Genomic DNA, 24759 nt, shown 5'->3' with positions numbered 1-24759 from the left:
CTCCGCTGTCAAAACTTGATCAACCGTAAAGCGAGTTGATTAACTCTTCTCTAAATCACGCCCTCAGTGATCTCTCAATCCTTATTTTGCGACGCTATCGTTACCATAAGGCGAAGATGGGGCATGTACCCCAAATTCTCATTGAATATTTGATAGCGCCAGAGGGCGTAACTTAGCGTTTTCAGAGTGCCCTAAAACTGCTCATCACTTTCTGGAAGCAGGATTTCGCGCTTGCCTGCGTGGTTTGATGGGCTAATCATACCTTCCTGTTCCATTCGTTCGATCAATGATGCAGCGCGGTTATAGCCAATGGAGAGGCGTCGCTGAATGTAAGAAGTCGAGGCTTTGCGGTCTCTGGCGACGATTGCGACTGCCTGATCGAACAGGTCGTTGGTTGCGTTTCCAGAGCCTTGTGTCAAAGCATCATAACCACCAGCTGCTTCGCTTTCTTCGGTGACATCGGAGAGGTAGGTAGGCGAGCCCTGTTCTTTGAGGTGGTTCACGATATCCTCAACTTCGTCATCAGCGACGAAAGGTCCGTGCACGCGTTGGGTTTTGCCACCAGCTGCCATATACAGCATATCACCCATTCCAAGCAGCTGCTCTGCGCCCATTTCTCCAAGGATCGTGCGACTGTCAATTTTTGAGGTGACCTGGAACGAAATACGCGTTGGGAAGTTCGCCTTAATGGTGCCGGTGATGACGTCTACAGATGGGCGCTGCGTTGCCATGATAAGGTGAATACCAGCAGCACGAGCCATCTGAGCCAGACGCTGGATTGCGCCCTCAATGTCTTTGCCTGCAACCATCATCAGGTCTGCCATTTCGTCGACGATTACAACGATATATGGCATTTCTTCCATTGGCAGCTCTTCTTCTTCGAAGATCGGCTCGCCAGTGTTTTTGTCAAAGCCGGTTTGAACCGTGCGGGTAAACCGTTCGCCTTTTTTCATCGCTTGCCCGATACGGGTGTTGTAGCCGTCAATATTACGGACACCCATTTTGGACATCTTCTTGTAGCGATCCTCCATCTCGCGAACCGTCCACTTCAAAGCAACAACTGCTTTGTTCGGATCGGTCACAACGGGAGTGAGAAGGTGCGGAATTCCATCATAAATAGATAGTTCCAGCATTTTAGGATCGATCATGATCAACTTGCACTGCTCAGGCGTGAGCCGGTAGAGCAGGGAAAGGATCATGGTGTTAACAGAAACGGATTTACCAGAACCTGTTGTACCTGCCACAAGCAGGTGAGGCATTCGTGCCAGATCGGCAACGACGGCTTCACCATTAATGGTTTTTCCTAGAGCCATAGCCAGCTTGGCTTTGGACCCGTCAAAGTCAGCAGAATCAAGAAGTTCACGCAGGTAAACTGTCTCGCGTTTGGCATTAGGTAGTTCGATACCAATAGCGTTTTTGCCCGGAATAACAGCTACACGTGCTGAGATTGCGCTCATGGAGCGCGCGATATCATCAGCAAGGCCGATTACTCGCGAAGACTTAATGCCCGGAGCTGGCTCCAACTCATATAGCGTCACGACAGGACCAGGCCGTACTGCGATGACTTCACCACGGACGCCGAAGTCACCCAAAACGCCTTCCAAAATGCGGGCGTTTTGCTCTAGGGCGTCTTTGCTCAGTCGTTGTTTGCCATCCTGCTGCGGTTCAGAGAGAAGCTCGATTGATGGAAGTTCAAATGGGGCTTGCTTGATGATCGCAGTGGATTTCTTTTCCTGCGCAAATGGACGAGGAACTGAGCGGCCTGGAGCTGGGCGAGCTGCCTGTTGAGGAGGGGCCGCTGCCATCTTAGCTGCTGCTTCCTCCGGGCTGGCGATACCAATTGGACCAAGTGGAGGGCCTAGATGAGCATCGTTTTGGAGGTCGTTGTCCTCGAAAAACTCTTCCTCATCATAACCCCGATCTTCGTAGGCTGGTTGCACGGCATCAGTACCTGCTTCCCATTCTTCTTCTGGGTAGCGTTCCTGCTGTGATGGGAAGTTAGGATCGTCGGAATGTGAATTGAATTGCACATCGTTGTGATCTTCCGGAGCTTTCCCTTGGTAGTACTCACCGAGTCCATCATCTTCATCTGGCATAAGCCGTGCAGCAACTTTGCGCCTTAGACGAGAAATAAGGCCGCCTTTTTCAGCTGGCTCTTCCTCGTAGGCTTCCTGATCATCCCACTGTTGCGGTTGCTCAGCGTCGTACTGGTCTTCTTCGTAGTCGTTTTGAGGGTGCTGTTGGTCCTGACCATCTTGAGCCGGAACCGGTGCGTATTCTTCTTCCTGCCAGTTTTGCTCGGTAACCAATTTACGCTTGAACAATGTGCGCTGGATGGCACTGCTTGCCATGAGTTTCCAGTGACTTAACGCTCCAATGATCGCGTAATACCGGTTGTTCTCACTTTCGTAGTCGTCCTCTGAATCTTCTGAGAACGGGAGCGCTTCGTGAGGGGTGTACTCATCTTCAACAGCGTCATCCTGAATGGCTTCCGCAGCAGAGCCTTCTTTGCCGATCAGTCCTGCTGCATAAGCCAGAAGAATAGTTGCGGGTAAGCCTAGGCCGACAGCACCTGTGAGCGTTCTGATGCCGGTTGAAATCTCCGGCAAGATTGCGGAGGGTATGGAGAAAATCCAGTCACCGAGGAAGCCACCTAGCCCTGTTGGAAGTGGCCAACTTGCAGGCACTGGAATGGCGGCCAACCCGCCTGCAAACAATGTTGTTCCCAAAAACCATGTCAGGAACCGTTTGCGGGTGATACCGGATGTATATTTGAGCGATAAGCGCCAACCCCAGATGAAGATTGGTACGAGGAAAACGGCTGTTGCCAGACCGATTGTCTGCATCAAAAGGTCAGCGACAACGGCACCGGTTTGCCCCAGGGCATTGTGGATTTCTGCATTAGTGGCATGATTGAAGCTCGGGTCGTCGGTTGACCATGTTGCAAGGGCTGCCGCGATACAGACACCGAGGACGAGGATTGCAGCGCCTCCAATGACGATTATGTTGCTTTTGATAAAGCGTTTAAGTGGGCTCTCTGTATCAGCAAGTGAAACAGAGTTTGCTTTTGGTCGTTGCATTGCAGCAGCCTGACGCATTCTATTACTCCAGAGAGTCCAAAATTCTTCGGAAGGATTCCTTGCTGCTTTCCAAGGTTCCTACGAGGGCGAGGCGAATGTAATTTTCACCGGGGTTTGATCCGTCCGGCATATCAGAGGCAATGTAAGAGCCGGGAAGGGCTTTCACACCGACTTCACGCCAGAGCTTCTCGGCAACCAGAGTGCTAGAACCCCAACGGGAAACATCAAGCCAGAGGAAAAATCCACCATCCTTGCGCACTGGCCCAAACAAAGGCGAGAGCATTTCTTCCGCAGCATCGTACTTTTCGTTGTACAAGCGTCTATTTTCAATCACATGCTCTTCATCACCAAAAGCACGCACGGCCAGTGCCTGAATGGGCATTGGAACCTGCGGCGCAGCAAGGTTGCGGAAATTTGCAAAGAACTGGATGAAATCCGGGTCCCCAGCAGCAAAACCGCAACGCGCGCCCGGCAGGTTAGAGCGTTTGGACAATGAGTTGAAGGTTACGACATTTTTGAGCGTTCCATCAATGGATTGAGCTGCTTCAAGAATGCCTGTTGGCGGGGTTTGGCGATAAATCTCAGAATAGCACTCATCCGCAAAGAGCATGAAATTGTGCTTGCGAGCTAGTTTGATCAGCTTTTGCCAATATTCCATTGGCGCGACAGTGCCCTGCGGGTTGGCTGGGGAAGCAAAGTAAAAGGCGACAGTGCGGTCGAGCAGAGAAGGGTCAATAGCGTCGAGATCAGGCAGAACCCCATCTGCTGGTTCGGGCAGTAAAATTTCGTCTGCGCCCGCAATATGGGCACCTGCGCCATAGGAATGATAAAACGGATTTGGCAAAATAACAGCGGGCTTGCTGTCTTTTTGCAAATAGTCGCGTGCACAAATACAACCGAACACGAGACCTTCGCGAGAACCGTTGAGCGGAATTATGCTCTTGTCCGGGTCTAAGTCCTCAGACAGGTTAAAGCGGTTCGTGAGCCATTTTCCAATGGCGGCGCGAAATTCATCTGTCCCACGAATAGCTGGATACTTGCGGAACCCATCCTTGTTTTCTTCAAGAACCTCAACGACGTAGCTTGGCGGCTCATGGCGCGGTTCACCAATTGTCATGATGATTGGATCAAGACCCGGTGCGATGTCAGCGAGTTGCTGGTTCAGTCGCTGAAACGGGTTTCCTCCATTAGATTTTTTTTCAACTTCTTTCGTGGACACAAGAATTCTCGCAGGAATGATTTACAACAATTGCACAGGACACCAAAACTCTAATGTTTTTTGGTAAATTGGCTGTTAACCAATTTAGTGTGCGCTAAGCTGAATAAGTGTTTCTTCTAGGGTTTGTCATCTGATTTTTTAGAAGTGTGAGTTTTGATAGAGCCGCTGAGTTAGGACTGAACTTAGGCCGGGATTTGTCGAAATGGCGCAAACCACAAATAAAATCGTGGCAGACCGTATTCATCTGGATTCTTCGTTTGTTGTCGTCTTTTCCAAGTTGAAAGGCATGCGTCGGTTTACGCTTGACCAATTACGTGACTATGAACTGGAAAAAGGTGAATTCTATTTGGCTTATCTTCAACGCAGTGCTGCGCAAAATCGCGAGTTTTTGGAAGAACTTGAACTTGAGCACAGCGATATTGATGAACTCCTTGCCAAAGATGTACGGCCACATTGCCATATCAGATCTTCAGGTGCCTTTGTGGCAGTTAATGCCTTCAACGAGTTGCCAAAACAGGAAAGTGGGGACATGGAGTTTGCCCATGTCTGGGTGGATGAAAGCAAAATGGTTTGTGTCTGGGATGGTCCCCTTGATGCTTTTCAAAGCCTGATCGAGAGCTTCAACAAACGCCTTCCTCCAGAAAGTACAGCTGAGTTGTGGGCGCGACTGGTGCTTGCGATCGCTGAACGCGCAGAAAGCATTGCGGAGGTTTTGCAGGACCGGATTGACCACCTGGAGGATGTGGTTCTGAAAACGGGTGATCATCCGTGGGAGAGCGAATTGGCTCATGTGCGTCGATTGGCGACGATTGTGAGACGAAGTATGCTTGCCTTTCTTGACGCCTTGAAGAATTTTGAAATCGAAAACTTTAAATGGATTGATCGTATCAACAAACGCCGGGTGCGTGAGGCAGGGGACCGCGCACTTCGAATCGCTGAAGAGATGAGCGCTATACGTGAGCGGGCAGAAATTATTCACGACCAAATTGTCTTTAAGCGCTCAGAAGCGACCAATCGCTATATGTTGATCATGGCAGCGATTGCTGTTGTTTTTCTTCCGCTGAGTTTCATAACCGGTTTGCTGGGTATCAATGTGGGCGGCATTCCAGGTAGTAATGACCCTGTCGCCTTTACTGTCGTTTCAGGCTTTTTGGTTCTCATCGGACTTGTACTGTTTGTTATTGTGCGCTGGTTTAAAATTTTCTAGCGCTCAGAAATCACTGGTGATGCCCTTAACTTCCCAATCATTGTAGCGCGCGGGATCTAGACCGCCACGGCCATCGAGCTCTTTGGGCATTGTCTTTTGGTTCGCATCAATACTGGCGCGCCGCGCTTCTGCTTCTTGCAAAGCGCGCTGTGCTGCTGGCGGTAGGTCTTCAAAGTTGCGTTTCTTTGGCTTTTCATCGACTTGCTCTGAAGTGTCGACCTCTTGCGCCTTGAAACTCTCGACGGCAGACTTTTTCTCTGTATCCATTTTATTCCCCGTTGGCTGATACAGCTTATCATTTGGGTAAGCTTGCGTTTGCCATTTGGAGCTACCACTTAAGCAGGTAGCGGTAGTTTCACAATGATTGCGTAGATTTTTGTATCATCGCGTATTCTTGACCAAACATTCGGTGTGAACTTCTCGCGAATACACACTCGATATAGGCTTGAGCGTAGGTGTTTTGCAATATGCCGAGCGCATTTAGAGTGGTTGAAAACGAGATTTTGGTTGGTAGAGCGTGTTGCATCAAACTGCGCAAATGAGCTCTACGCTAACACTTTTATTTGAGAAGAGTCTTTGCCTTTGGGGGAAACCAAACAGCGGGATTAAGCTCAATAAGACAGATTGGAGCACTTAGACAATGAACTATGTACGGACCGGCATGCTGCTTGCGGCGATGACCGCTTTGTTTATGGGCATTGGCTTCATGATCGGCGGGCAGGCAGGTATGCTGATTGCGCTTCTGATCGCAGGCGGCATGAATATCTTCTCCTACTGGAAGTCGGACCGCATGGTTCTGGCTATGCACCATGCCCAGGAAGTTGATGAGCGTCAGGCCCCTGAGCTCTATGGCATGGTACGTGCCATGGCAGCGCGAGCAGAATTGCCGATGCCTAAGGTCTACGTGATCAATAATCCGCAACCGAATGCATTTGCGACGGGTCGTAATCCTGAAAATGCCGCTGTTGCAGCGACGACGGGCCTCTTAGATACCCTGTCAAAAGAAGAAGTTGCTGGCGTTATGGCGCACGAGTTAGCGCACGTGAAAAACCGCGACACATTGATTATGACCATCACAGCGACGATTGCAGGCGCAATTTCAATGCTGGCGAATTTTGCATTCTTCTTCGGTGGGAGCCGTAATAATCCGCTAGGATTTCTTGGAACTATTTTGATGATGATCCTTGCACCAATGGCAGCCGCGTTGGTTCAAATGGCGATTTCAAGAACACGCGAATATGCAGCTGACCGTATGGGCGCGCAAATTTGTGGTAATCCGTTGTGGCTTGCTTCAGCTCTGCATAAGATTGCAGGTGGCGCAGCGCGGGTTGTGAATGAAGATGCAGAACATAACCCCGCAACAGCACATATGTTTATTATCAACCCACTTTCCGGTCAGAACATGGATAACCTGTTCTCAACACACCCTAATACCGATAACCGAATTTCAGCGCTTCGTGAAATGGCAGCAGCTGGAGGTTTTTCTGAAACGCGCAACTCCGGTAATGACCATTTTGGTGTTCGTGACACGCAAGCGCCGAGAGATGACACACGTCGCCCTAGTGGCCCATGGGGCGCTTCACGACGTCCTAGCGGAAGCGATCGGACAAGGCGTGATAAGCAGAGAAAACCCAGAGGGCCTTGGGGGTAAATGCAAGGTAATTCGCAATTGGTAGAACGGCCTTACATTTACTTTGTTGATTGTGCCGTGTTTACCTGAATAACTTTTCTTGCTTCCCAAAATGTCTTTGCAATATTAAGGGTTCTGTGGTTAGCCGAGCAGGATTTAACAGTTACCTTGTGGTTACAACTGGCAGTAATCTGCCAAAACTTCCAGTGCAACTGGAAAAAGCAGATCAGGATGCATCCTGATCTTTTAAGCATGAATGCATCATAAACGAAATTGCTGGCGCCCACGATCTGGCGACACTTTCTGGAATACATGGATTAACAATGAGCGCAGAGCGTAAAACTACATCTTCTCAGAACCAAAACTCCAAGTTCAGGGGGAGACAACGTTCTGCAGGGCCGACTAATTCAACGGAAAATGATAGAACGCCTGAAAGCGAAAACCCTGAGGGTACCTTTAAGGACCCGGGATACGCAGCGCGCAAAGCAGCAACTGATCTGCTTGGTAAGGTGCTGACCAAGCGCATGCCTCTTGATGGCGAGCTTGATCTGAACAATGGTCACCCTGGTTACAAGCGCCTTGAGCCAAATGACCGAGCGCTTGTGCGTGCTATTATTGGGACCGCTTTGCGTCGTCGCGGACAGATTCAAGATGTGATCGATCGTTTCCTTGATCGTCCGATCCCTGAGAAAACCGGACGAGTCTTGGATATTCTCCATGTTTCTATGGCGCAGCTGTTCTTTATGTCAGTACCCGACCATGCGGCTGTTTCGCTGGCTGTAACATTAGCTGGGCGAGATGCACGGGCAAAGCCATACAAGAACCTTGTCAATGCTGTTCTGCGTCGCGCAACACGCGAGGGAGCCGCGATTATTGATGGGCAGGATGCAGCAAAATTGAATGCACCTGAGTGGATGTTCGCGCGGTGGTGCGAGGTTTATGGCGAGGAGGCCGCTCGTGCGATGTCCTCTGCCCATATGCAAGAGCCGTATTTGGATTTGAGCGTACCTGCAGATCGCGATGAGTGGGCCAAAGAACTCGGTGGTGATGTTCAACTGGGCTACTCTGTGCGCTTGCAGCCAGATGGACCGATTGAAAAACTCGCTGGTTTTGATGACGGCAAATGGTGGGTGCAGGATGCCGCCGCTGCGGTTCCAGCCCGGTTGCTGGGAGATATCGCTGGTAAATCGGTTGCTGATTTATGTGCAGCACCTGGCGGTAAAACCATGCAGCTTGCCGCTGCTGGTGCGGATGTAACGGCTGTTGATATTTCTGCACGTCGTTTGCAACGCCTAACTCAGAATCTGAAACGCGTTGGGTTGGAAGCTGAAACTGAGGTTGCAGATCTGCGCGAATTCGTTCCTGTGGATTTGTTCGACGCCATTTTGTTGGATGCCCCGTGTTCTGCGACAGGAACGATACGCCGTCATCCAGACGTTGCTTGGCTGAAGCGAGAGGATGATGTTCTCAAGCTTGCAGACCTGCAATACGAATTGCTCGAGAAGGCGCTGGGTTGGCTGAAACCGGGCGGAACGCTCGTTTATTGCACCTGTTCTCTTGAGCAAGAAGAGGGTGAGCTTCAGGTTCAGCGCTTATTGCTCGAACACCCTGAGTTTCAGCGTGTCCCTGTGACTGCTGATGAGCTGGGCGGTGTTTCAGCAGCGATTAACTTGCAAGGGGACTTTCGCGCGATGCCTGGCCATAACGAATCCTCTGGTGAAACATCCGGTGGATTGGATGGCTTTTTTGCTGCCCGATTACGCCTCTCTTAAAAAGAGATGGTGGAATGTCATTAAGGATTTGCGCTAATTGGGAATGGTTAACGAGATTTAAAGAGCTTGGGCGCAAACCATTCATTAAGTTTTATTAGTGGAGTGAGCCAGAGGTATGACGGGCGCAACGGTGTCCGAAAGGCTTAGAATCCTTAGCCTTTTGACACAAAATACGGCTGAAAACGGCTTGAACTGGGCACGTGGTGGATCATTTTTCCGCCTGGTCTCGTTTGGGAGCGCTCCGTCACGTCTGCTTATTGCTCCCCAGGACCTGCGTACTGCAGACGCCACGAACGCAGCTGATATTTATGCTGGCCGATTCCTTTTTGCTGGGCATTTGGTTGAGGTCGGTGGACAGTCCCCCTTTGATATCGAGCCGCCAAACCTAGAGTGGGCGAGGGCGCTGCATGGGTTTTCTTGGCTCCGCCATCTGCGTGCAGCCGAAACCAACATGGCGCAGCAGAATGCACGCGCTCTTGTCGAAGACTGGATTAAAACCTGCGGTCGTTGGCACAGTATCGGTTGGAATCAGGAAGTCGTTGCTCGACGTGTCTTGAGTTGGATGGCTCAGTCTCCCTTGTTGCTTACTGGGTGTGAGGCGGAGTTTTATCGAGCGTTCATGCGGTCGCTTTATAAGCAAGTGCGGTTTTTACGTCGCACTATGAATAGAGCTCCGGATGGGTTGCCGCGTTTGATTGTTGCTATGGCAAATGCTTGTGCGACGGTGTCGATGGACGGGCAGGGGCGGCATATCAAGCAAGCGTTGAAAAAGCTCGATTACGAGCTTAAACGCCAGATCCTTCCTGATGGTGGGCATATTTCCCGACATCCGGGTGCTATCATCGAAATTCTGGTTGACCTGCTACCGATCCGGCAAGCGCTCATTATGCAGGGACAAACAGTGTCGCCTGTTATGATGGAGTCCATTGACCGGATGATGCCTATGATCCGCTTCTTCCGGCATGGCGATGGCTCCTTTGTGCACTTTAATGGCATGGCATCAACACCGGGCGATGTGGTTGCAACGATCCTGGCCTATGATGATGCTCGTGGCACGCCGCCTGTGAGCGCACCTCACTCCGGCTATCAGCGTCTTATTGGCGGCGATAGTCTGGTTGTGATGGATGTGGGTACTCCACCTCCTACGCGCTTTTCCAACACCACGCATGCCGGGTGCCTTTCTTTTGAGTTTTCTTCCAAACGCAACCGCATCTTCGTGAACTGTGGCGTTTCCACTCGTGGACAAGTTGCATGGAAGCTCGTAGCCCGTTCTACAGCTGCTCATTCAACAGCAGGAATTGGAGATACGTCCTCCTGTCGCTTCTTGACGTCCTCACGTTTTGAAAATGTGCTAGGAAATCCAGTTCTGTCTGGTCCCAAAAATGTGACGGCTGAGCGCCAGGATACTGAGCTGTCCGATCGGGTTATCGCTAGCCACGATGGTTATGTTGAACGCTACGGCATTGTACATGAACGTGATCTAACCCTCTCGCGTGATGGTACGGTGCTTGATGGTATTGATCGGTTTAAGCCTAATGAGGATAAAGAGCAGGAGGAGAAGGTTACGGTCCGTTTCCACCTCCACCCACGTGTAACATGCTCGATGTTGCCGATGGGCGATGCTGCTGTTTTGCAATGCGCTGATGGCGAGGCGTGGGAATTTACGGCTGAAGGACTTGCGTTCTCGGTCGAAGAATCGATTTACCTTTCTGATGTCTTCGGTCATCAGCAGACACAGCAAATCGTAATCACGCTTGCTGTTAAAGAGAGCCAAAGTGTAACCTGGATGTTGCGTAAGACAGCTTCTGGTAAAGTTCGGCGGAACACCTGACGTCAGCTATCTGTAAGCGTCTTAATAAGCTATCAACTGCTCCTAAAGGTTACCTTACAAACGGCTTTGCAGACACATTAAATGGGTTCCCACAGCTGTGAATAAGTGTTATCTGGCGGGCGTCAAACCCCGTTCATTTCCTCATGTAGAGAATAAGGCTTTTAACTATGGCCGTTGTCTCCAAAGGCGTTCCGATACCTGAACTCGTATCGGTTAAGCGTGCGCTTCTTTCTGTCTCCGATAAAACTGGTCTTGTAGAATTTGCTCGAGCTCTTTCTGAGCGTGGAGTTGAGCTTGTCTCAACCGGCGGCACTCGCAAAACCATTGCGGAGGCGGGCCTCACAGTCAAAGATATTTCTGAGGTGACTGGTTTCCCTGAAATTATGGATGGCCGTGTGAAAACGCTTCATCCGATGGTCCACGGTGGTTTGTTGAGTATCCGCGATGATGCTGAGCATGTTGCTGCTATGAACGAGCACGGTATCACTGGTATCGATCTGCTGTGTGTGAATCTGTACCCGTTTGAAGAGACTGTTGCTTCCGGTGCTGATTATGCAAACGGTGTTGAGAACATCGACATTGGTGGTCCTGCTATGACCCGTGCAGCGGCAAAAAACCATGCCTATGTCACTGCCGTTGTTGATCCTTCCGATTACGAGGAAGTGATTGCGGCAATGGACGCCCATGGTGGGCGTTCTCCAATCGCATTGCGCAAGAAACTGGCACAAAAAGCATTTGCGCGTGTCGCTGCATATGATGCTGCGGTCTCCAATTGGATGGCTGCCCAGATCGGCGAAAGTGCTCCGGACTACCGTGCAGTTGGTGGGCAATTGAGCGAAGTGATGCGCTACGGCGAGAACCCGCATCAGGCAGCTGGTTTCTACGTTACGGGCGAAAAGCGTCCGGGTGTGGCGACTGCGCAGCAGGTGCAGGGCAAGCAGCTTTCTTACAACAACATCAATGATACTGATGCAGCATTTGAGCTTGTTTCTGAGTTTGATCCAGCTCGTACAGCTGCCGTTGCGATTATCAAGCATGCGAACCCTTGCGGTGTTGCTGAAGCGCCAACGCTGAAGGAAGCCTACGAGAAGGCTCTGGCGTGCGATCCTGTTTCTGCCTTTGGTGGCATTGTTGCCCTGAATGGTACTTTGGACGCTGACGCTGCACGGGAGATCACCAAGATTTTCACTGAGGTGATCATTGCCCCTGATGCAAGCCCTGAGGCGATTGAGCTGGTTGCCAAGAAGAAAAATCTCCGCTTGCTTTTGACTGGTGGTCTTTCCGATCCGCGTGCTGAAGGTTTGTTCGTGAAGACTGTTTCTGGCGGTATGCTGGTACAGAACCGCGATAACGGTGTGGTTGATGATCTTGAGTTGAAGGTTGTGACCAAGCGCGCTCCGAGCGAGCAGGAGCTGGCTGATCTGAAGATGGCATTCCGTGTTGGCAAGCATGTAAAGTCTAACGCGATTGTCTACGTGAAAGACGGTGCGACGGTTGGTGTTGGTGCTGGCCAGATGAGCCGTATTGACAGTGCCCGCATTGCTGCACGTAAGGCAGAAGATGCTGCGCAAGCTGCGGGATTGGCAGAGCCATTGACCAAAGGTTGCGTTGTTGCTTCCGATGCATTCTTCCCGTTTGCTGATGGTCTTTTGTCAGCTGCTGAAGCTGGTGCAACGGCTGTTATTCAGCCAGGCGGTTCAATGCGCGATGACGAAGTGATCAAAGCAGCTGATGAAGCTGGGTTGGCGATGGTGTTTACAGGAATGCGCCACTTCCGACACTAAGAAATCTTCGTTTTTTGCCTTGAGCCTTCGCAGGTTATGCTTGCGAAGGCTTTTTTTTTGGGCCAGCGGTTTTAAACAATACCGCAAGTCATTCCTTAAATGCGCGATCTAAGATGGAGGGAACAATAATAGACGCAAGTGCGCGTGGTGAGAATGCTGCAGGCTTCATCAAAACTAAGATCGTTCTTGGCCTCTGATCGTTGGGCTACCTTCATAACGACCTATTTTGTCTGGCTTCTTGCGGGATACTTCTTGATCCAGACTGGTGTTCGGTATTTGGCATCCCCTGTTTTAGGGTTGGATGAGGCAGAGCAGATCATTGCAAGTCAGAGTTTGCAATTAGGATACGGGCCACAGCCTCCACTTTATACGTGGTTAACGATTTTGTTTTTCTCCATTTTTGGCAAAGGGTTATTTGCTACGGCCCTATTAAAAAATTCTCTGCTGTTTCTAGGTTATCTGGGGGTTTGGCTGAGTGCAAAGAAAGCCTCTGATATTACATTGGCCGCGATTGCCAGTGCATCCTTGATCTTTTTGCCTCAGATCGCATGGGAATCTCAAAGGGCATTGAGCCACTCAGTATTAATGTTCGCCTGCTCGGCTTGGACGGTTTACCTGTTCATTGGCTGTATGGAAAAACCTCGGTGGTGGCGGGCCGTTATATTGGGTCTGGTAATCGCAGCCGGAGCGCTTTCAAAATACAACTACTTCTTTTTGCTGGTGGCTTTGTTTGCGGCAGGGTTTTGTGTTGCAGATGCGCGTAAGTTCCTTCGCTCCAAGTACTTTTTGTGTTCTGTTGTCGTCGCTTTTGTGCTGATCCTTCCGCCCTTGTTCTGGGTGTTCCAACATCAAGATTTGATTTACTCCCGCGTTCACAAATTCGGGATCGACAGGACTGAGCACCAGCTTCTGACGGGCGTGTATTCTCTAACCAGCGCAGCGCTGCGGTTTGTAAGTGTGGCTGTGGTTTTGTATTTTTGTGCGTGGGCGACGAGCTTTTATTGGAAAGATACCGAACAGCATGATCAGTACGTAATTGAATCTACTCGCAAATTACTCACGCTCGTTGTTATTTTCGGGTTGGTTTTGGCGTTGGTCGCGGTGGTGTTGAGCGGAGCGAATGTTGTGAAAGACCGCTGGTTGCAGCCAATTTTGTTCTTAGCGCCTCTGGTCGCATCGCTTTGGTTGTTTGCTGATGTGTCTTTGCGTGAAGCGAAGATCATTCTCGGCACTGCGAGTATTTTGGCGGTCATTATCATCATCCTCATTCCTCTCAACTTTGCGTGGGGCAACTTTAAAAAGCCAAGTGCGCACGCGTTACCATCCCAAGCTATTGTCGACACGCTTGCTCAATATGGAGTGCGGAGTGTTTTTGCCACGTCGCATAGCATTGCGGGGAATATCGGAAATTTGAAACCCGGCTGGGCTGTTACTATCCCTGAGTATTCTGGCCTTGATATAAGTTATCCGTATCCTGTTGCCGTCGTCTGGACAGGGCATGGACCAAGAATACCTGCGAAGATGGCTGAACTCTATCAGACATTAAAAGGCGAGCCTTTACCCCCTTCAGAAATTCATAGGGAGTCAGCGCCATATTATTATTGGTCGAAGTACCCTTTTGATTATAGCTTTGTTGTTGTGACGGAGGGCAAGTAAAGCCCTTTAGCGGCGAGTATCCTTGTGCCGGTTCTCCCGCTTTTTTTGAGAGTGTGTTGGTCTTGGCAAAGTTGCTAGGTTCTTCAAGGCGACTGGGTTTGGGAGATTGGTCGGTGATATTTGAAGAGATTATAGTTGAGCCTGCCAGAAAAGAGGACGCGCAGCGCCTTGGAGAGCTTGTCTTTGCGATGGAGCGCGAACTCTGGCCTGAAGGTGGCTTTGATGTAGAGCGATTCAGGTTGGTCGCAGAGGATATTCTTTTTGATGATGGCTCGCGCTACTGGGCTTTTCTGGCGCGGTCTCAAGGAGAGCTTTTGGGGCTCATTACTCTGGTTGAGAAGAAAGCCATTTATGCTGGCGGGCGCTTTGGCGAAATCATCGAGTTTTATGTTGTGCCTTCCGGACGGTGTGCTGGTGTTGGCAAAACCTTGCTGAATCATGCGATGCACAAGGGCCGGGAGATGGGTTGGCCTTACCTAGAAGTGGGTGCGCCGCGACAGCCAGCCTGGAAAACAACTCTGAGTTTTTATCTTCATAACGAATTCAGAGAAATTGGCCCGCGGTTGGAAAGAGAAATTTAGGCGCATTTGCGAGTTCTTTCTGTTTGGCGCTGTTTCACTTAATTCAACAACAGAATTTCCAGAATGGGCTTTTAAGCTGGATGCAACATTCGTTGGTTTGGCCAGGAGATGCCTATGTGTTGGATGTGCAATGAAAAAGCGGGGCTGATCGGGTCCCCAGAGCGTCGTCGGTTTTTAAAAACAGCCGGCGTGTTCGGCGCAGCGCTGGCGACAGGTAGCGTGAGTCTGGCAACTTCCGCCAATGCGCAGCAGTCTCCAATTCCGAAAAATGAGATTGATGGAAGCGATGCTCTCAAGCGCCTTGTGGATGGAAACAAACGCTATGTAGAGGGCAGTGTTTCGCCTGTTGATTTCGCCAGTACGCGTGAAGCACTGGCTGCTGGACAAAACCCATTTGCCGCGATTTTAGGCTGTTCTGACTCCCGAGTTGCGCCGGAGCTAACCTTTGATACTGGACGGGGGGACCTGTTTGTAGTGCGTGTTGCAGGCAATGTGGTCACCACTGAGGGACTGGCGAGTCTTGAGTTCTGCGTTGATGTGCTTGGAACCCAGCTCATAATGGTGCTGGGTCATGAAAGGTGCGGTGCGGTAAAGGCTGCTATTTCTTCTGTTCAAAGTGGAAACCAGTTCCCCGGTCATATTCAGGACCTTGTTGATCTGATGCGGCCACCGGTGGAGAAGGCGCAGGCAGAAAAGGGCGACATCTTGAAGAATGCTATTATGGCAAATGTTCTTTGGGGCGTGAAAGGGCTGCAGCAGGCTTCTCCTATTTTGTCCAAACACTTTGCAGATGGTACTTTAAAGGTTGTTGGCGGGGTTTATGACCTTGAAACGGGCAAGGTAACGCTGGTGACATAAAAGGGTCGGACATGGTTGTTCCCATTATCAAAATTTCTGATTCCAAGGATATTCCGGCAGTGTTTGAGCTTGAGTCTCACTATATGGCTGAGCTGGAACCGCACAATTTTGAGCGCTGGAAAGCGTGCGAAGCAGTGCACCGCAAGCGTATGGAAGATGTTTTGCAGCGCACGTTTGTTGCCGAGATCGCCGATGAGATCAAAGGCTATTGTTATTGGGGGCTCAAAAACGAGAGTGCCCATATCTTCAATGTTTATGTTCATCCGGACTTTCGCAGGTACGGGTTAGCGAAATACCTGCTTGAGCGTACTGAAGAGGATATTCAGCGAAAAGGCTTTAGCCACTGGACGTTCTGCCCGATCAAAACGCACCCTGCGAAAGTGTTCATCGAGCAGCTTGGCTATAAGTTTCAAGGGGAAGATACCCAGCGGTTGCACATGACCAAAGAGCGCGCCGCAGCTTGAGGCGCTGGTTTTGTGCTGTGTCTGGAAAACCCGCATAACACCGCATGGATTCCCATGCAGTGTTAGCGCTCCTGTGTACCGTAGGAACGGGAGTGGCAAGGCGAGCAGGCAATACCTGCGCTGTTTGTTAAATATAATTCTTCGGCATTGGCTGAACACCTTGCCTGGGCGTTTTTGTATGAAACAAGGTCATCCCCGACAGGCATTGTGAGTAAATAACTGTTTGCGACAGTTACCTACCAGTGCCGACACCCATCAGGTTGACCAGCTTCCGCTTGGCCTCTGCACTGTTGGCTTTCAAGGGGTGTTTCAACGAACCCGCTGAAAGATACGTTACTTCTTCCAGTAGCTCCGCCCAGCTCACGCCGCACTGACGGACGGTCCGCCAGCTGCCCGTTTACGTGAGCACAGGATTTAGAATAGGGGGGCTTTGGCCTACGGGAATAACTTTTTTCGCACGCACCCGCCGTGTTGGTTGGGGAGAGATGGGGCAGCGCTTAGTCAGGGTGATGGAGGCAACGCCGAATTAGGGCGTGTGCACCCGTATTGGTGTCATCCCGGCTTGCCGGGATCCACCCGGCGATTGCTGCATGGCGTGAGTTCTGTGTTTACCGTCAGGCGGCTATGGCCCCCGGCTCTGCGCTTCGCTTGTCCGGGATGTCCTGGGTGGGGGATGGTGAAGGGGCACGAGGGGAGCGTTCGCTCAGGAAAGTACTGTGGTCAAAAAAAACGGGCCTTGGAGGCCCGTTTCTTTATTTGCGTTGTCTTGAATAGTCTCAGCTGGTTACGAGGTTACGCAGAACGTAGTGCAGGATGCCGCCAGCTTTGATGTATTCCAGTTCGTCTTCGGTATCGATGCGGCAAAGCACTTCGATATCTTTCTTGGTGCCGTTGGCGAACTCAACCTGAATGTTGACCATCTGGCGTGGCTTGAGGTCTGCGACGCCAAGGATGGTCACTTTTTCAGTGCCCTCGATGCCGTGAGACTGCCAGCTTTCGCCTTCTTTGAAGGTAAATGGCAGAACGCCCATGCCAACAAGGTTGGAGCGGTGGATACGCTCAAAAGACTGTGCGATTACAGCGCGAACGCCCAGAAGCTTGGTGCCTTTTGCAGCCCAGTCACGAGAAGAGCCGGTGCCGTATTCTTTACCAGCGAATACTACAAGTGGAGTGCCTGCGTCTTTGTATTCCATGCAAGCGTCGTAGATCCAACGCTGCTGGCCGTCCTTCATGGTGTAACCACCTTCAACACCTGGAACCATCTGGTTCTTGATGCGGATGTTACCGAAGGTACCGCGCATCATAACCTGGTGGTTACCACGGCGGGAGCCGAAGGAGTTGAAGTCTTTCGCTGCAACCTGATGAGACGCAAGGTATTCGCCAGCCGGGCTGTCTGCCTTGATCGCACCTGCAGGAGAGATGTGGTCGGTTGTGATGGAATCCAGGAACAAGCCCATGACTGCTGCATCTTCGATGTCAGTCAGTGGCGTTGGCTCCATGGTCATGCCTTCAAAGTAAGGCGGGTTCTGAACGTAGGTAGACGCTGCAGGCCAGCCGTAGGTCATGCCGCCTTCAACTTTAATTCCCTGCCAGTGCTCATCACCTTTGAATACATCGCCGTAGCGCTCTTCAAACATCTCTTCAGTGATGGAAGAACGGATCAGGTCGGTGATCTCAGCAGTGGTTGGCCAAATGTCTTTCAGGTAAACTGGGTTACCGTCCTGATCTTCGCCAAGAGCATCAGTTGCAACGTTGATGTTCAGGGAGCCAGCGATCGCGTAGGCAACAACCAGTGGCGGAGATGCCAGGTAGTTTGCACGAACGTCTGGGTTTACACGGCCTTCGAAGTTACGGTTACCGGACAGAACGGAACACGCGACGAGATCGTTGTCGTTGATGGACTTGGAAATTTCTTCCGGCAGCGGACCGGAGTTACCGATACATGTTGTACAGCCGTAACCGGTGAGGTTGAAACCAAGCGCATCAAGGTCTTTCTGAACGTCAGCTTTTTCCAGGTAGTCGGTAACAACCTGAGAGCCTGGCGCCAGTGATGTCTTCACCCAAGGCTTAACTTTGAGGCCTTTTGCGAGCGCTTTACGAGCCACGAGGCCAGCACCGATCAACACAGATGGGTTGGAGGTGTTGGTACAAGATGTGATCGCAGCAATTACAACATCGCCGTTACCCAAGTCGTGGTCGCGGCCTTCAACTGCAGCGCGCTTGCCTTGTTCGCCAGCTTTCTTGAACTCATCCGCCATGGTTTTAGCGAAGCCTTCAGATGCATCTACGAGGGAGATACGATCCTGAGGACGCTTTGGACCTGCGATGGATGGAACAACGTTGGAGATGTCCAGCTCAAGAGTGTCGGTGAAGACAGGCTCAGCTGCGCCGCTTTCACGGTACATGCCCTGTGCCTTTGAGTAAGCTTCTACCAGCGCGATGCGGTCGGCTTCGCGGCCAGTTGCCTTCAAGTACTTGATGGTGTCGCCGTCAACCGGGAAGAAGCCACAGGTTGCACCGTATTCTGGGGCCATGTTGGCGATGGTTGCTTCGTCTTCCAGGGAAAGGTTGTCGAGACCAGGGCCGTAGAATTCTACAAACTTGCCAACAACGCCTTGTTTACGGAGCATTTCAACAACAGTCAGAACCAAGTCAGTTGCGGTGATGCCGTCTGCCAGTTCGCCTGTCAGCTTAAAGCCAACAACTTCTGGGATCAGCATGGAGATTGGCTGGCCGAGCATTGCTGCTTCAGCTTCAATTCCGCCAACACCCCAACCCAGAACAGCAAGGCCGTTCACCATGGTTGTGTGGGAGTCAGTGCCTACCAGAGTATCTGGGTATGCAATGGTTTCGCCGTTTTCTTCTTTGGTCCAAACGGTCTGTGCAAGGTACTCAAGGTTGACCTGGTGACAGATACCGGTTCCTGGAGGAACAGCGCGGAAGTTATCAAATGCAGACTGGCCCCAGCGCAGGAATTCGTAGCGCTCGCCGTTACGCTCATATTCACGCTCAACGTTGAGTGCGAAAGCGGAGGTGGTGCCGAAGTAGTCAACCATTACGGAGTGGTCGATTACCAGATCAACAGGAACCAGTGGGTTCACTTTTTTCGGATCGCCACCCAGGCTAACCGCTGCATCGCGCATAGCAGCGAGATCAACAACAGCTGGAACGCCGGTGAAGTCCTGCATCAGCACACGTGCTGGGCGGTAAGCGATTTCGTGCGTGGATTTGCGTGAGCCGAGCCAATCAGCAATTGCCTGAATGTCTTCTTTGGTGACGGTGCGACCATCTTCAAAGCGCAGCAGGTTTTCCAGTACCACTTTCAGAGAGTTAGGCAGCTTGGAAACGCCAGTCAGGCCGTTTTTTTCTGCTTCTGGAATGGAATAGTAAGTATAAGACTTGTCGCCGACTTGCAGCGTTCTTTTGGCCTTAAAACTGTCTAGAGATTGAGTCATTCGGCGATCTCCTTATTTCGTAATCTGCGCTGAGCAGAGCACGGAGCTTTGATCTTACGAACTGCTCCGGGACTTACCGGAGTTGAGCGGCTCGTTGTCATGGCGTTAGCTTGATTAATTAACATATGCATTAAAAGTGCTTCGCGAAAATCAATCAGCTTATAGTTGTCGTCCCTATAGCGTCTTTCTGACGCAGGTTCCAGTCGAACCGCGGCAGAAGGCTAATAAATTATCCGGAGCGAGGTGGAGTTGGTACAGCACTCGCCACCCCGTCAAATTGTGATCTGTTTGTCGCGGCTTATATACATCGGTATACAATTTGTCCAGCGTTCTTTGGGCGCATGCGGGGATTTCAGGAGCGAGCACAGTGCGCGCTTTAAAAACGTCGATTCCCATGAGATACAGAGACTTCATTCTAGCTGGAAATGGGCGGATAACCGCAAGAATTATAGGAAGGGTGTCACTATGAGATCTCTCATTGTTGCAGGTGCATGCTGTTTGTTGATGAGTGGTTTTCCGGGTGCTGCGGCAGCTCAGGACTCCGAAAAGGCTTATAATGCTCCTGAGGTTCTGCTCGATAAGAGCGAGACAACGATCACGAAGCAGCCCTTTTATTATCCGAGTGAAGGGAAGGCTCAGATCACGTCTTTGATTATCACCCTTGCCCCTGGTGAGGTGGTGAAAGAGCATAAGCACCCCGTTCCGCTTTACGGATATATACTTGATGGGGAGCTGACGATCACCTATGAGGAAGAGGCTCCTGTGACCGTCAAAAAGGGAGAGGCGTTGATCGAGGCCTTAAACACTTGGCACTACGGACAAAATACCGGGACAGTGCCGACGCGAATTCTAGCCGTGTTTATGGGAGCAAAGGGAGTGCCGAATGTGATACGGCCTTCTGAATGAAGTGGTATGCGCAAAACGGGATCATGCAGACTGCTTTAAATCGTTGTTGAAGCGTATTCCTATCCGAAATTAGGATCCATTTTTCGGGGATATGGCGTGAGCTGTTGTGGTGATTTCGGGCGCGATGTTCAATTTGAAGTTAATCTGCCAAGGTGTTGCCTGTGATCGTGGTGGCCGCAGAGTATTAAACCACGTCGACTTTGAAGTTGGCTCAAGTGAAGCGCTGATTGTGCAAGGCCCCAACGGGGTTGGCAAGTCCAGCTTGCTACGCGTGATAGCAGGGCTTGTGGCAAAGGCCCATGGCTCTATCGAGCTGCATGGCGGAGTGGATGAGCGATCAGTTGCTGAACAATCTCATTACTTTGGGCATCTTGATGCTTTGAAGCCGCTGCAGTCAGTGCTTGAGAACCTGAGTTTTTGGCGAAGCTTCTTTGAACCTGCGCCTTTTGGTGACGGCAAAGAACGCGAAAACATGACTGAGCTGGAAGCGCTGGAAACTCTGGGTATCGCGCATACTGCCAGCTTACCAGCTGGGTACTTGAGCGCCGGGCAACGCAGACGCCTTTCCGTGGCGCGGTTGCTTGTGGTTCCTCGCCCTATCTGGTTGCTTGATGAACCGACATCTGCGCTGGATAAAGCCTCTGAAGAAGTGCTGCTGGGCCTGATTGCCAACCATATTCACTCTGGTGGCCTTGTTGTTGCTGCAACCCATTTGCCACTCAACCTGCCAAACACCAAGTTTCTCAACCTGTCACCAATTACGACTGAGAGTGAGCATATGTTTGCTGACAGAGATCTCGATGATTATTTTGAGCAGGGGGAGGACTGATCATGGGGTGGATGAAGAGCCTTTTTCTCCGCGAATACCAATTGGCGAATCGTGTTGGTGGCGGTGCTTTGATCGGTGTTTTGTTCTTTCTCGCAGTGGTGACCATTTTTCCATTTGGTGTCGGGCCGGATATGATTTTGTTGTCCCGCATCGGGGCTGCGATTTTATGGATCGGCGCGTTGCTGGCGACCTTGTTGGGGCTGGATCGCCTGTTTCAGGCTGATCGGGAAGATGGCACTCTTGAGCTTTTGATTATGTCTGGGCGACCGCTTGAATTGGTGGTGTTGATAAAATGCGCGGCACATTGGGCAGCTACTGGATTGCCACTCGTCCTGGCAACGCCGATCCTGTCGCTCTTTGTGGGCCTGGATTTTCAAAGTATCCTCATGGTGACACTGACGTTGCTTGTTGGGGCTCCGGCGTTAACACTGCTTGGTGCGGTTGGGGCAGGCGTTACTGTTTCCATGCGCCGTGGCGGGGTTCTGCTTTCCATTTTGGTTATTCCGCTGGCAATTCCAATTCTGATTTTTGGTGTGAGTGCGGCAACTGCGGACACGATAAGCTCGAATAACTTCATAGCTCCGTTCTTGTTCTTGTGTGCTTTGACACTTTTTGGCCTCGTTATTGGACCGCTTGCAGCAGCAGCTGCGCTTCGCATTTCAGGTGACTAACACGTGCGATTGTGGCACAGAAGAAAATACCTGAAGCATTAAGTCTATGTAAATTCGCCTAAAATTGGTGAATTTTAAAGAAGTGAAGCTACAAATTGCGCGTAATCAAAGACTGTGGTCGATCCGTGACACTATGTACACATTGATGCTTCGTCATTCTCAGTTTAGAACGGCTCTATGACCTTATACGATCTTGCAAACCCAACCCGGTTCCTGAAGCTTGTGAAAGCTGTGCTTCCATGGCTTGTCGTAGCGACTGTCGCTGCTCTTGCAGTTGGCTTGTACTTCGCGTTTTTTGCCTCTCCTGAAGACTATCAGCAGGGCCAGACGGTGCGCATTATGTTTGTGCATGTGCCAGCGGCTCAACTTGCGATGATGTGTTATGTGATGATGGCGTTGTCTTCTGTTGGCTCATTGGTCTGGAAGCATCCGTTGGCAGACGTTTCTGCCAAGGCTTCTGCCCCGATCGGCGCTGCTTTTACATTCCTTGCGCTGTTTTCCGGAGCTGTTTGGGGGAAGCCAATGTGGGGAGCGTTCTGGGTGTGGGACGCAAGACTGACGTCTTTTCTCGTGCTGCTGATAATGTATTTGGGCATTATTGCGCTGTGGAAGGCGATTGAAGACCCCATTAAGGCGGCAAAGGTGAACGCAATCATCACACTGGTTGGCGTGATCAATGTGGTCATTATTAAGTTTTCCGTTGAGTGGTGGAACACCTTGCACCAGCCAGCCAGCATTATTCGTAGCGGTGGCCCTTCCATTCACTCTTCCATCCTCATTCCGCTTGCATCGATGGCTATAGCTTTTGTGCTTTTGTTCCTGACTTTGCACCTGATGAGTATGCGTAACGAGATTATGCGCCGTCGGATCAGAGCAATGCGGATGCGTGCGGCATCCATTGCACCAGCTGCTTCGAGCAGCACAGTTACAAAAGCAGCTCCTGCAGGTGTGAGGTAAGGATCATGGATTTTTCAGAGTTTGGTCGTCACGCTGAATATGTGGTTGCTGCTTATTCGATGGCTGCGGTTGTTGTTGCCGGGCTTATCCTTTGGATACGTTCAGACAAATCACGGTTGGAAAAAGAAATGCAGGCGTTGGAAGCAAGCGGTATTCGCCGCCGCTCGTCACGTCGGGCAGCTACTGAGAAAAATCAGGTGAACTCTACTTCACCTGACGAAAAAAGTGGGACCTAGCGGGAATGGCAAACGATATGGACGAAGAAAAAAAAACGGGTATTTCACCGCTTTTTCTTATGCCACTGATTATTTTTGGGGCTCTTACAATTTTGTTTGCAGCAATGATGTTCTCGGATCGTGATCCGCAGGAACTTCCTTCTGCGCTGATTAATAAACCTGCGCCTGAGTTTAAGTTGCCTTCTGTTATTGGGCTGGAGCGTGATGGCATGCCGGTTCCAGGGTTCCAGCACAGCGATTTGCTTGGTCAGGTCACTGTCGTAAACATTTTTGCATCCTGGTGTGCGCCTTGCCGTGCTGAGCACAGATACTTGATGGACCTTAGCAAGGATGACCGTTTTCAGATCGCAGGTCTTAATTATAAGGACACCGATGTGAAGGCGAACCGGTTCTTGAGCGAGCTGGGAAATCCATATGATCGGGTTGGTTTTGACACTGGCCGTGTTGGTATCGAATGGGGTGTTTACGGCGTTCCTGAGACTTTCATCGTCGATGAGAAGGCACAGATCCGATACAAGTTTGTCGGGCCACTAAGTGAGGCCAGCTACCGCGATGTTTTCTTGCCTGAGCTAGAAAAAATTCTAAATGAAGCGAAGTGAAACCAAGGCCCCTAAGCCTAATAGTTCTTAGGGGCTCACTGGGATGTGATTCTACAGTTACCTGGTTATTGTTTAGGTTAGCCCTGCGTTAGCGATGACTTGAACGATTGCAAAGGGCCTAAATGCGGCGGTTTTCATTATTTAGTTTAGCGATTGGGTTTTTTGCAGCAGGGGCAGTGTCTGCGGCTTCTCTTGCTGCTCAGGCACAAAACCCCACAGCGGTGGTTGAGCTGTTTACCAGTCAGGGCTGCTCTTCATGCCCTCCCGCAGATCAATTTCTGGAAGATCTTGTTTCTGACCAGACGGACGTTATCACCCTTTCATATCACGTTGATTATTGGGACTACTTCGGCTGGAAGGACACGCTGGCTTCGCCCGTGTTTACGCAGCGCCAGAAGGATTATGCCAAGAGCCGTGGTGATGCACAGGTCTATACGCCTCAGGTGGTTATAAACGGGCTTACGCATATGGTTGGCAGTGACCGCGATGCGATCAAACGCGCAATCAAGGACGCGTCTGGTATGAGCGTGAAGGTTGATGCAATGCTGGACGAGCATGCGCTGGAGGTTCAGCTTTCCAGCTCATTAAAAGAGCTAGATAAGAAAGCTGATGTCTATCTTCTTGGGATCGAAAAAGAAGCTGTGGTGAAGATCCTGCGCGGTGAAAACGCAGGCACAACTCAAACCTACACAAACGTGGTGCGTAGCATTCTGCCGATTGGAATGTGGTCTGGTACCGCAGAGGTGTTCCGCTTACCGCGTACCGCGTTGAAGATGTTCAATTCTAAAAACTGGGCTGTTTTGGTGCAGGCAAACTCTGGCGACATGCCAGGGGAAATCATTGGTGCCGCGTTCTATGATGAGTAGAATTTATTGATCGAAGCCAAGAGATATTTTTTCGAGAGTCTGCGCGTAAATAAGAGAAAAATTGCCTTTTTGAATACGTTCCTTTGTTTAATATGCCGCTGAAACCTGATAGATGACGAACAACCTTCGTAGCAGTCATTGAGTTTGAATTAAGGTGG

Annotated in this window: 20 protein-coding genes; 16 read left to right on the top strand and 4 right to left on the bottom strand. The window is 50.7% G+C overall.

What is annotated here, in order from left to right:
- Positions 1-191: 191 nt before the first annotated feature.
- Together BMZ51_RS05840 and BMZ51_RS05835 are read right to left on the bottom strand one after the other, a co-directional pair.
- A complete protein-coding gene (locus tag BMZ51_RS05840) occupies positions 192-3098 on the bottom strand; it encodes a DNA translocase FtsK (protein ID WP_068004729.1) in 2907 nt (968 codons plus the stop codon).
- Between the two features lie 4 nt (positions 3099-3102).
- A complete protein-coding gene (locus BMZ51_RS05835) occupies positions 3103-4299 on the bottom strand; it encodes an aminotransferase class I/II-fold pyridoxal phosphate-dependent enzyme (protein ID WP_068004730.1) in 1197 nt (398 codons plus the stop codon).
- A 202-nt stretch (positions 4300-4501) separates the two neighbouring features.
- Here BMZ51_RS05835 and BMZ51_RS05830 point away from each other — a divergent pair, with 202 nt between their 5' ends.
- Positions 4502-5506 carry a CorA family divalent cation transporter gene (locus tag BMZ51_RS05830; protein ID WP_068004731.1) on the top strand — a complete coding sequence of 335 codons (1005 nt, stop codon included), beginning with the start codon at positions 4502-4504 and terminating at the stop codon, positions 5504-5506.
- Positions 5507-5509: 3 nt separating this feature from the next.
- Here BMZ51_RS05830 and BMZ51_RS05825 read toward each other — a convergent pair whose 3' ends face one another.
- On the bottom strand, positions 5510-5773 hold the full coding sequence (locus BMZ51_RS05825; protein ID WP_068004732.1) for a DUF1674 domain-containing protein: 264 nt from the start codon (positions 5771-5773) through the stop codon (positions 5510-5512).
- A gap of 373 nt (positions 5774-6146) precedes the next feature.
- Between BMZ51_RS05825 and htpX the strand changes: the two genes are divergently transcribed.
- From htpX to BMZ51_RS05785, 8 genes are all read left to right on the top strand, one after another.
- A complete protein-coding gene (gene htpX, locus BMZ51_RS05820; protein WP_068004733.1) occupies positions 6147-7157 on the top strand; it encodes a zinc metalloprotease HtpX in 1011 nt (336 codons plus the stop codon).
- Positions 7158-7459: 302 nt separating this feature from the next.
- Positions 7460-8908, top strand: a complete 1449-nt coding sequence (gene rsmB, locus BMZ51_RS05815) for a 16S rRNA (cytosine(967)-C(5))-methyltransferase RsmB (protein WP_074881862.1) — start codon at positions 7460-7462, stop codon at positions 8906-8908.
- 115 nt (positions 8909-9023) lie between these two features.
- On the top strand, positions 9024-10739 hold the full coding sequence (locus BMZ51_RS05810; protein ID WP_068004734.1) for a heparinase II/III family protein: 1716 nt from the start codon (positions 9024-9026) through the stop codon (positions 10737-10739).
- 167 nt (positions 10740-10906) lie between these two features.
- Positions 10907-12523 carry a bifunctional phosphoribosylaminoimidazolecarboxamide formyltransferase/IMP cyclohydrolase gene (purH, locus tag BMZ51_RS05805; RefSeq protein WP_068004735.1) on the top strand — a complete coding sequence of 539 codons (1617 nt, stop codon included), beginning with the start codon at positions 10907-10909 and terminating at the stop codon, positions 12521-12523.
- A 186-nt stretch (positions 12524-12709) separates the two neighbouring features.
- Positions 12710-14179 (top strand): ArnT family glycosyltransferase, encoded by a 1470-nt coding sequence (locus tag BMZ51_RS05800; RefSeq protein ID WP_208979322.1) that lies wholly within the window; start codon positions 12710-12712, stop codon positions 14177-14179.
- Positions 14180-14292: 113 nt separating this feature from the next.
- Positions 14293-14760, top strand: a complete 468-nt coding sequence (locus BMZ51_RS05795; protein WP_068004737.1) for a GNAT family N-acetyltransferase — start codon at positions 14293-14295, stop codon at positions 14758-14760.
- 114 nt (positions 14761-14874) lie between these two features.
- Positions 14875-15618 (top strand): carbonic anhydrase, encoded by a 744-nt coding sequence (locus BMZ51_RS05790; RefSeq protein ID WP_244271367.1) that lies wholly within the window; start codon positions 14875-14877, stop codon positions 15616-15618.
- Positions 15619-15629: 11 nt separating this feature from the next.
- Complete coding sequence (locus BMZ51_RS05785; RefSeq protein WP_068004739.1) at positions 15630-16082, top strand: GNAT family N-acetyltransferase; 453 nt, start codon at positions 15630-15632, stop codon at positions 16080-16082.
- Positions 16083-16858: 776 nt separating this feature from the next.
- Here BMZ51_RS05785 and acnA read toward each other — a convergent pair.
- A complete protein-coding gene (gene acnA / locus BMZ51_RS05775) occupies positions 16859-19537 on the bottom strand; it encodes an aconitate hydratase AcnA (RefSeq protein ID WP_068001388.1) in 2679 nt (892 codons plus the stop codon).
- A 465-nt stretch (positions 19538-20002) separates the two neighbouring features.
- Here acnA and BMZ51_RS05770 point away from each other — a divergent pair, with 465 nt between their 5' ends.
- The 7 genes from BMZ51_RS05770 (at position 20003) to BMZ51_RS05740 (ending at position 24601) form a co-directional block, all read left to right on the top strand.
- On the top strand, positions 20003-20443 hold the full coding sequence (locus tag BMZ51_RS05770) for a cupin domain-containing protein (protein ID WP_068001385.1): 441 nt from the start codon (positions 20003-20005) through the stop codon (positions 20441-20443).
- Positions 20444-20576: 133 nt separating this feature from the next.
- Positions 20577-21272: a heme ABC exporter ATP-binding protein CcmA gene (ccmA, locus tag BMZ51_RS05765; RefSeq protein ID WP_139201353.1), complete on the top strand. Its 696-nt coding sequence runs from the start codon at positions 20577-20579 to the stop codon at positions 21270-21272.
- 2 nt (positions 21273-21274) lie between these two features.
- Positions 21275-21943 carry a heme exporter protein CcmB gene (ccmB, locus tag BMZ51_RS05760; protein ID WP_068001379.1) on the top strand — a complete coding sequence of 223 codons (669 nt, stop codon included), beginning with the start codon at positions 21275-21277 and terminating at the stop codon, positions 21941-21943.
- 177 nt (positions 21944-22120) lie between these two features.
- Positions 22121-22900, top strand: coding sequence for a heme ABC transporter permease (locus BMZ51_RS05755; protein WP_068001376.1), 780 nt, complete (start codon positions 22121-22123; stop codon positions 22898-22900).
- 5 nt (positions 22901-22905) lie between these two features.
- Complete coding sequence (gene ccmD / locus BMZ51_RS05750) at positions 22906-23136, top strand: heme exporter protein CcmD (RefSeq protein ID WP_068001373.1); 231 nt, start codon at positions 22906-22908, stop codon at positions 23134-23136.
- Positions 23137-23141: 5 nt separating this feature from the next.
- Positions 23142-23735: a DsbE family thiol:disulfide interchange protein gene (locus BMZ51_RS05745; protein WP_068001369.1), complete on the top strand. Its 594-nt coding sequence runs from the start codon at positions 23142-23144 to the stop codon at positions 23733-23735.
- 122 nt (positions 23736-23857) lie between these two features.
- Positions 23858-24601, top strand: a complete 744-nt coding sequence (locus BMZ51_RS05740; protein ID WP_068001367.1) for a DUF1223 domain-containing protein — start codon at positions 23858-23860, stop codon at positions 24599-24601.
- The last annotated feature ends 158 nt before the right edge of the window (positions 24602-24759 follow it).

Source organism: Pseudovibrio axinellae (assembly GCF_900110875.1).
Lineage (GTDB): Bacteria > Pseudomonadota > Alphaproteobacteria > Rhizobiales > Stappiaceae > Pseudovibrio > Pseudovibrio axinellae.
Note: the sequence above shows the minus strand (reverse complement) of the source record. Positions and strands in the feature narration are given on the sequence as shown.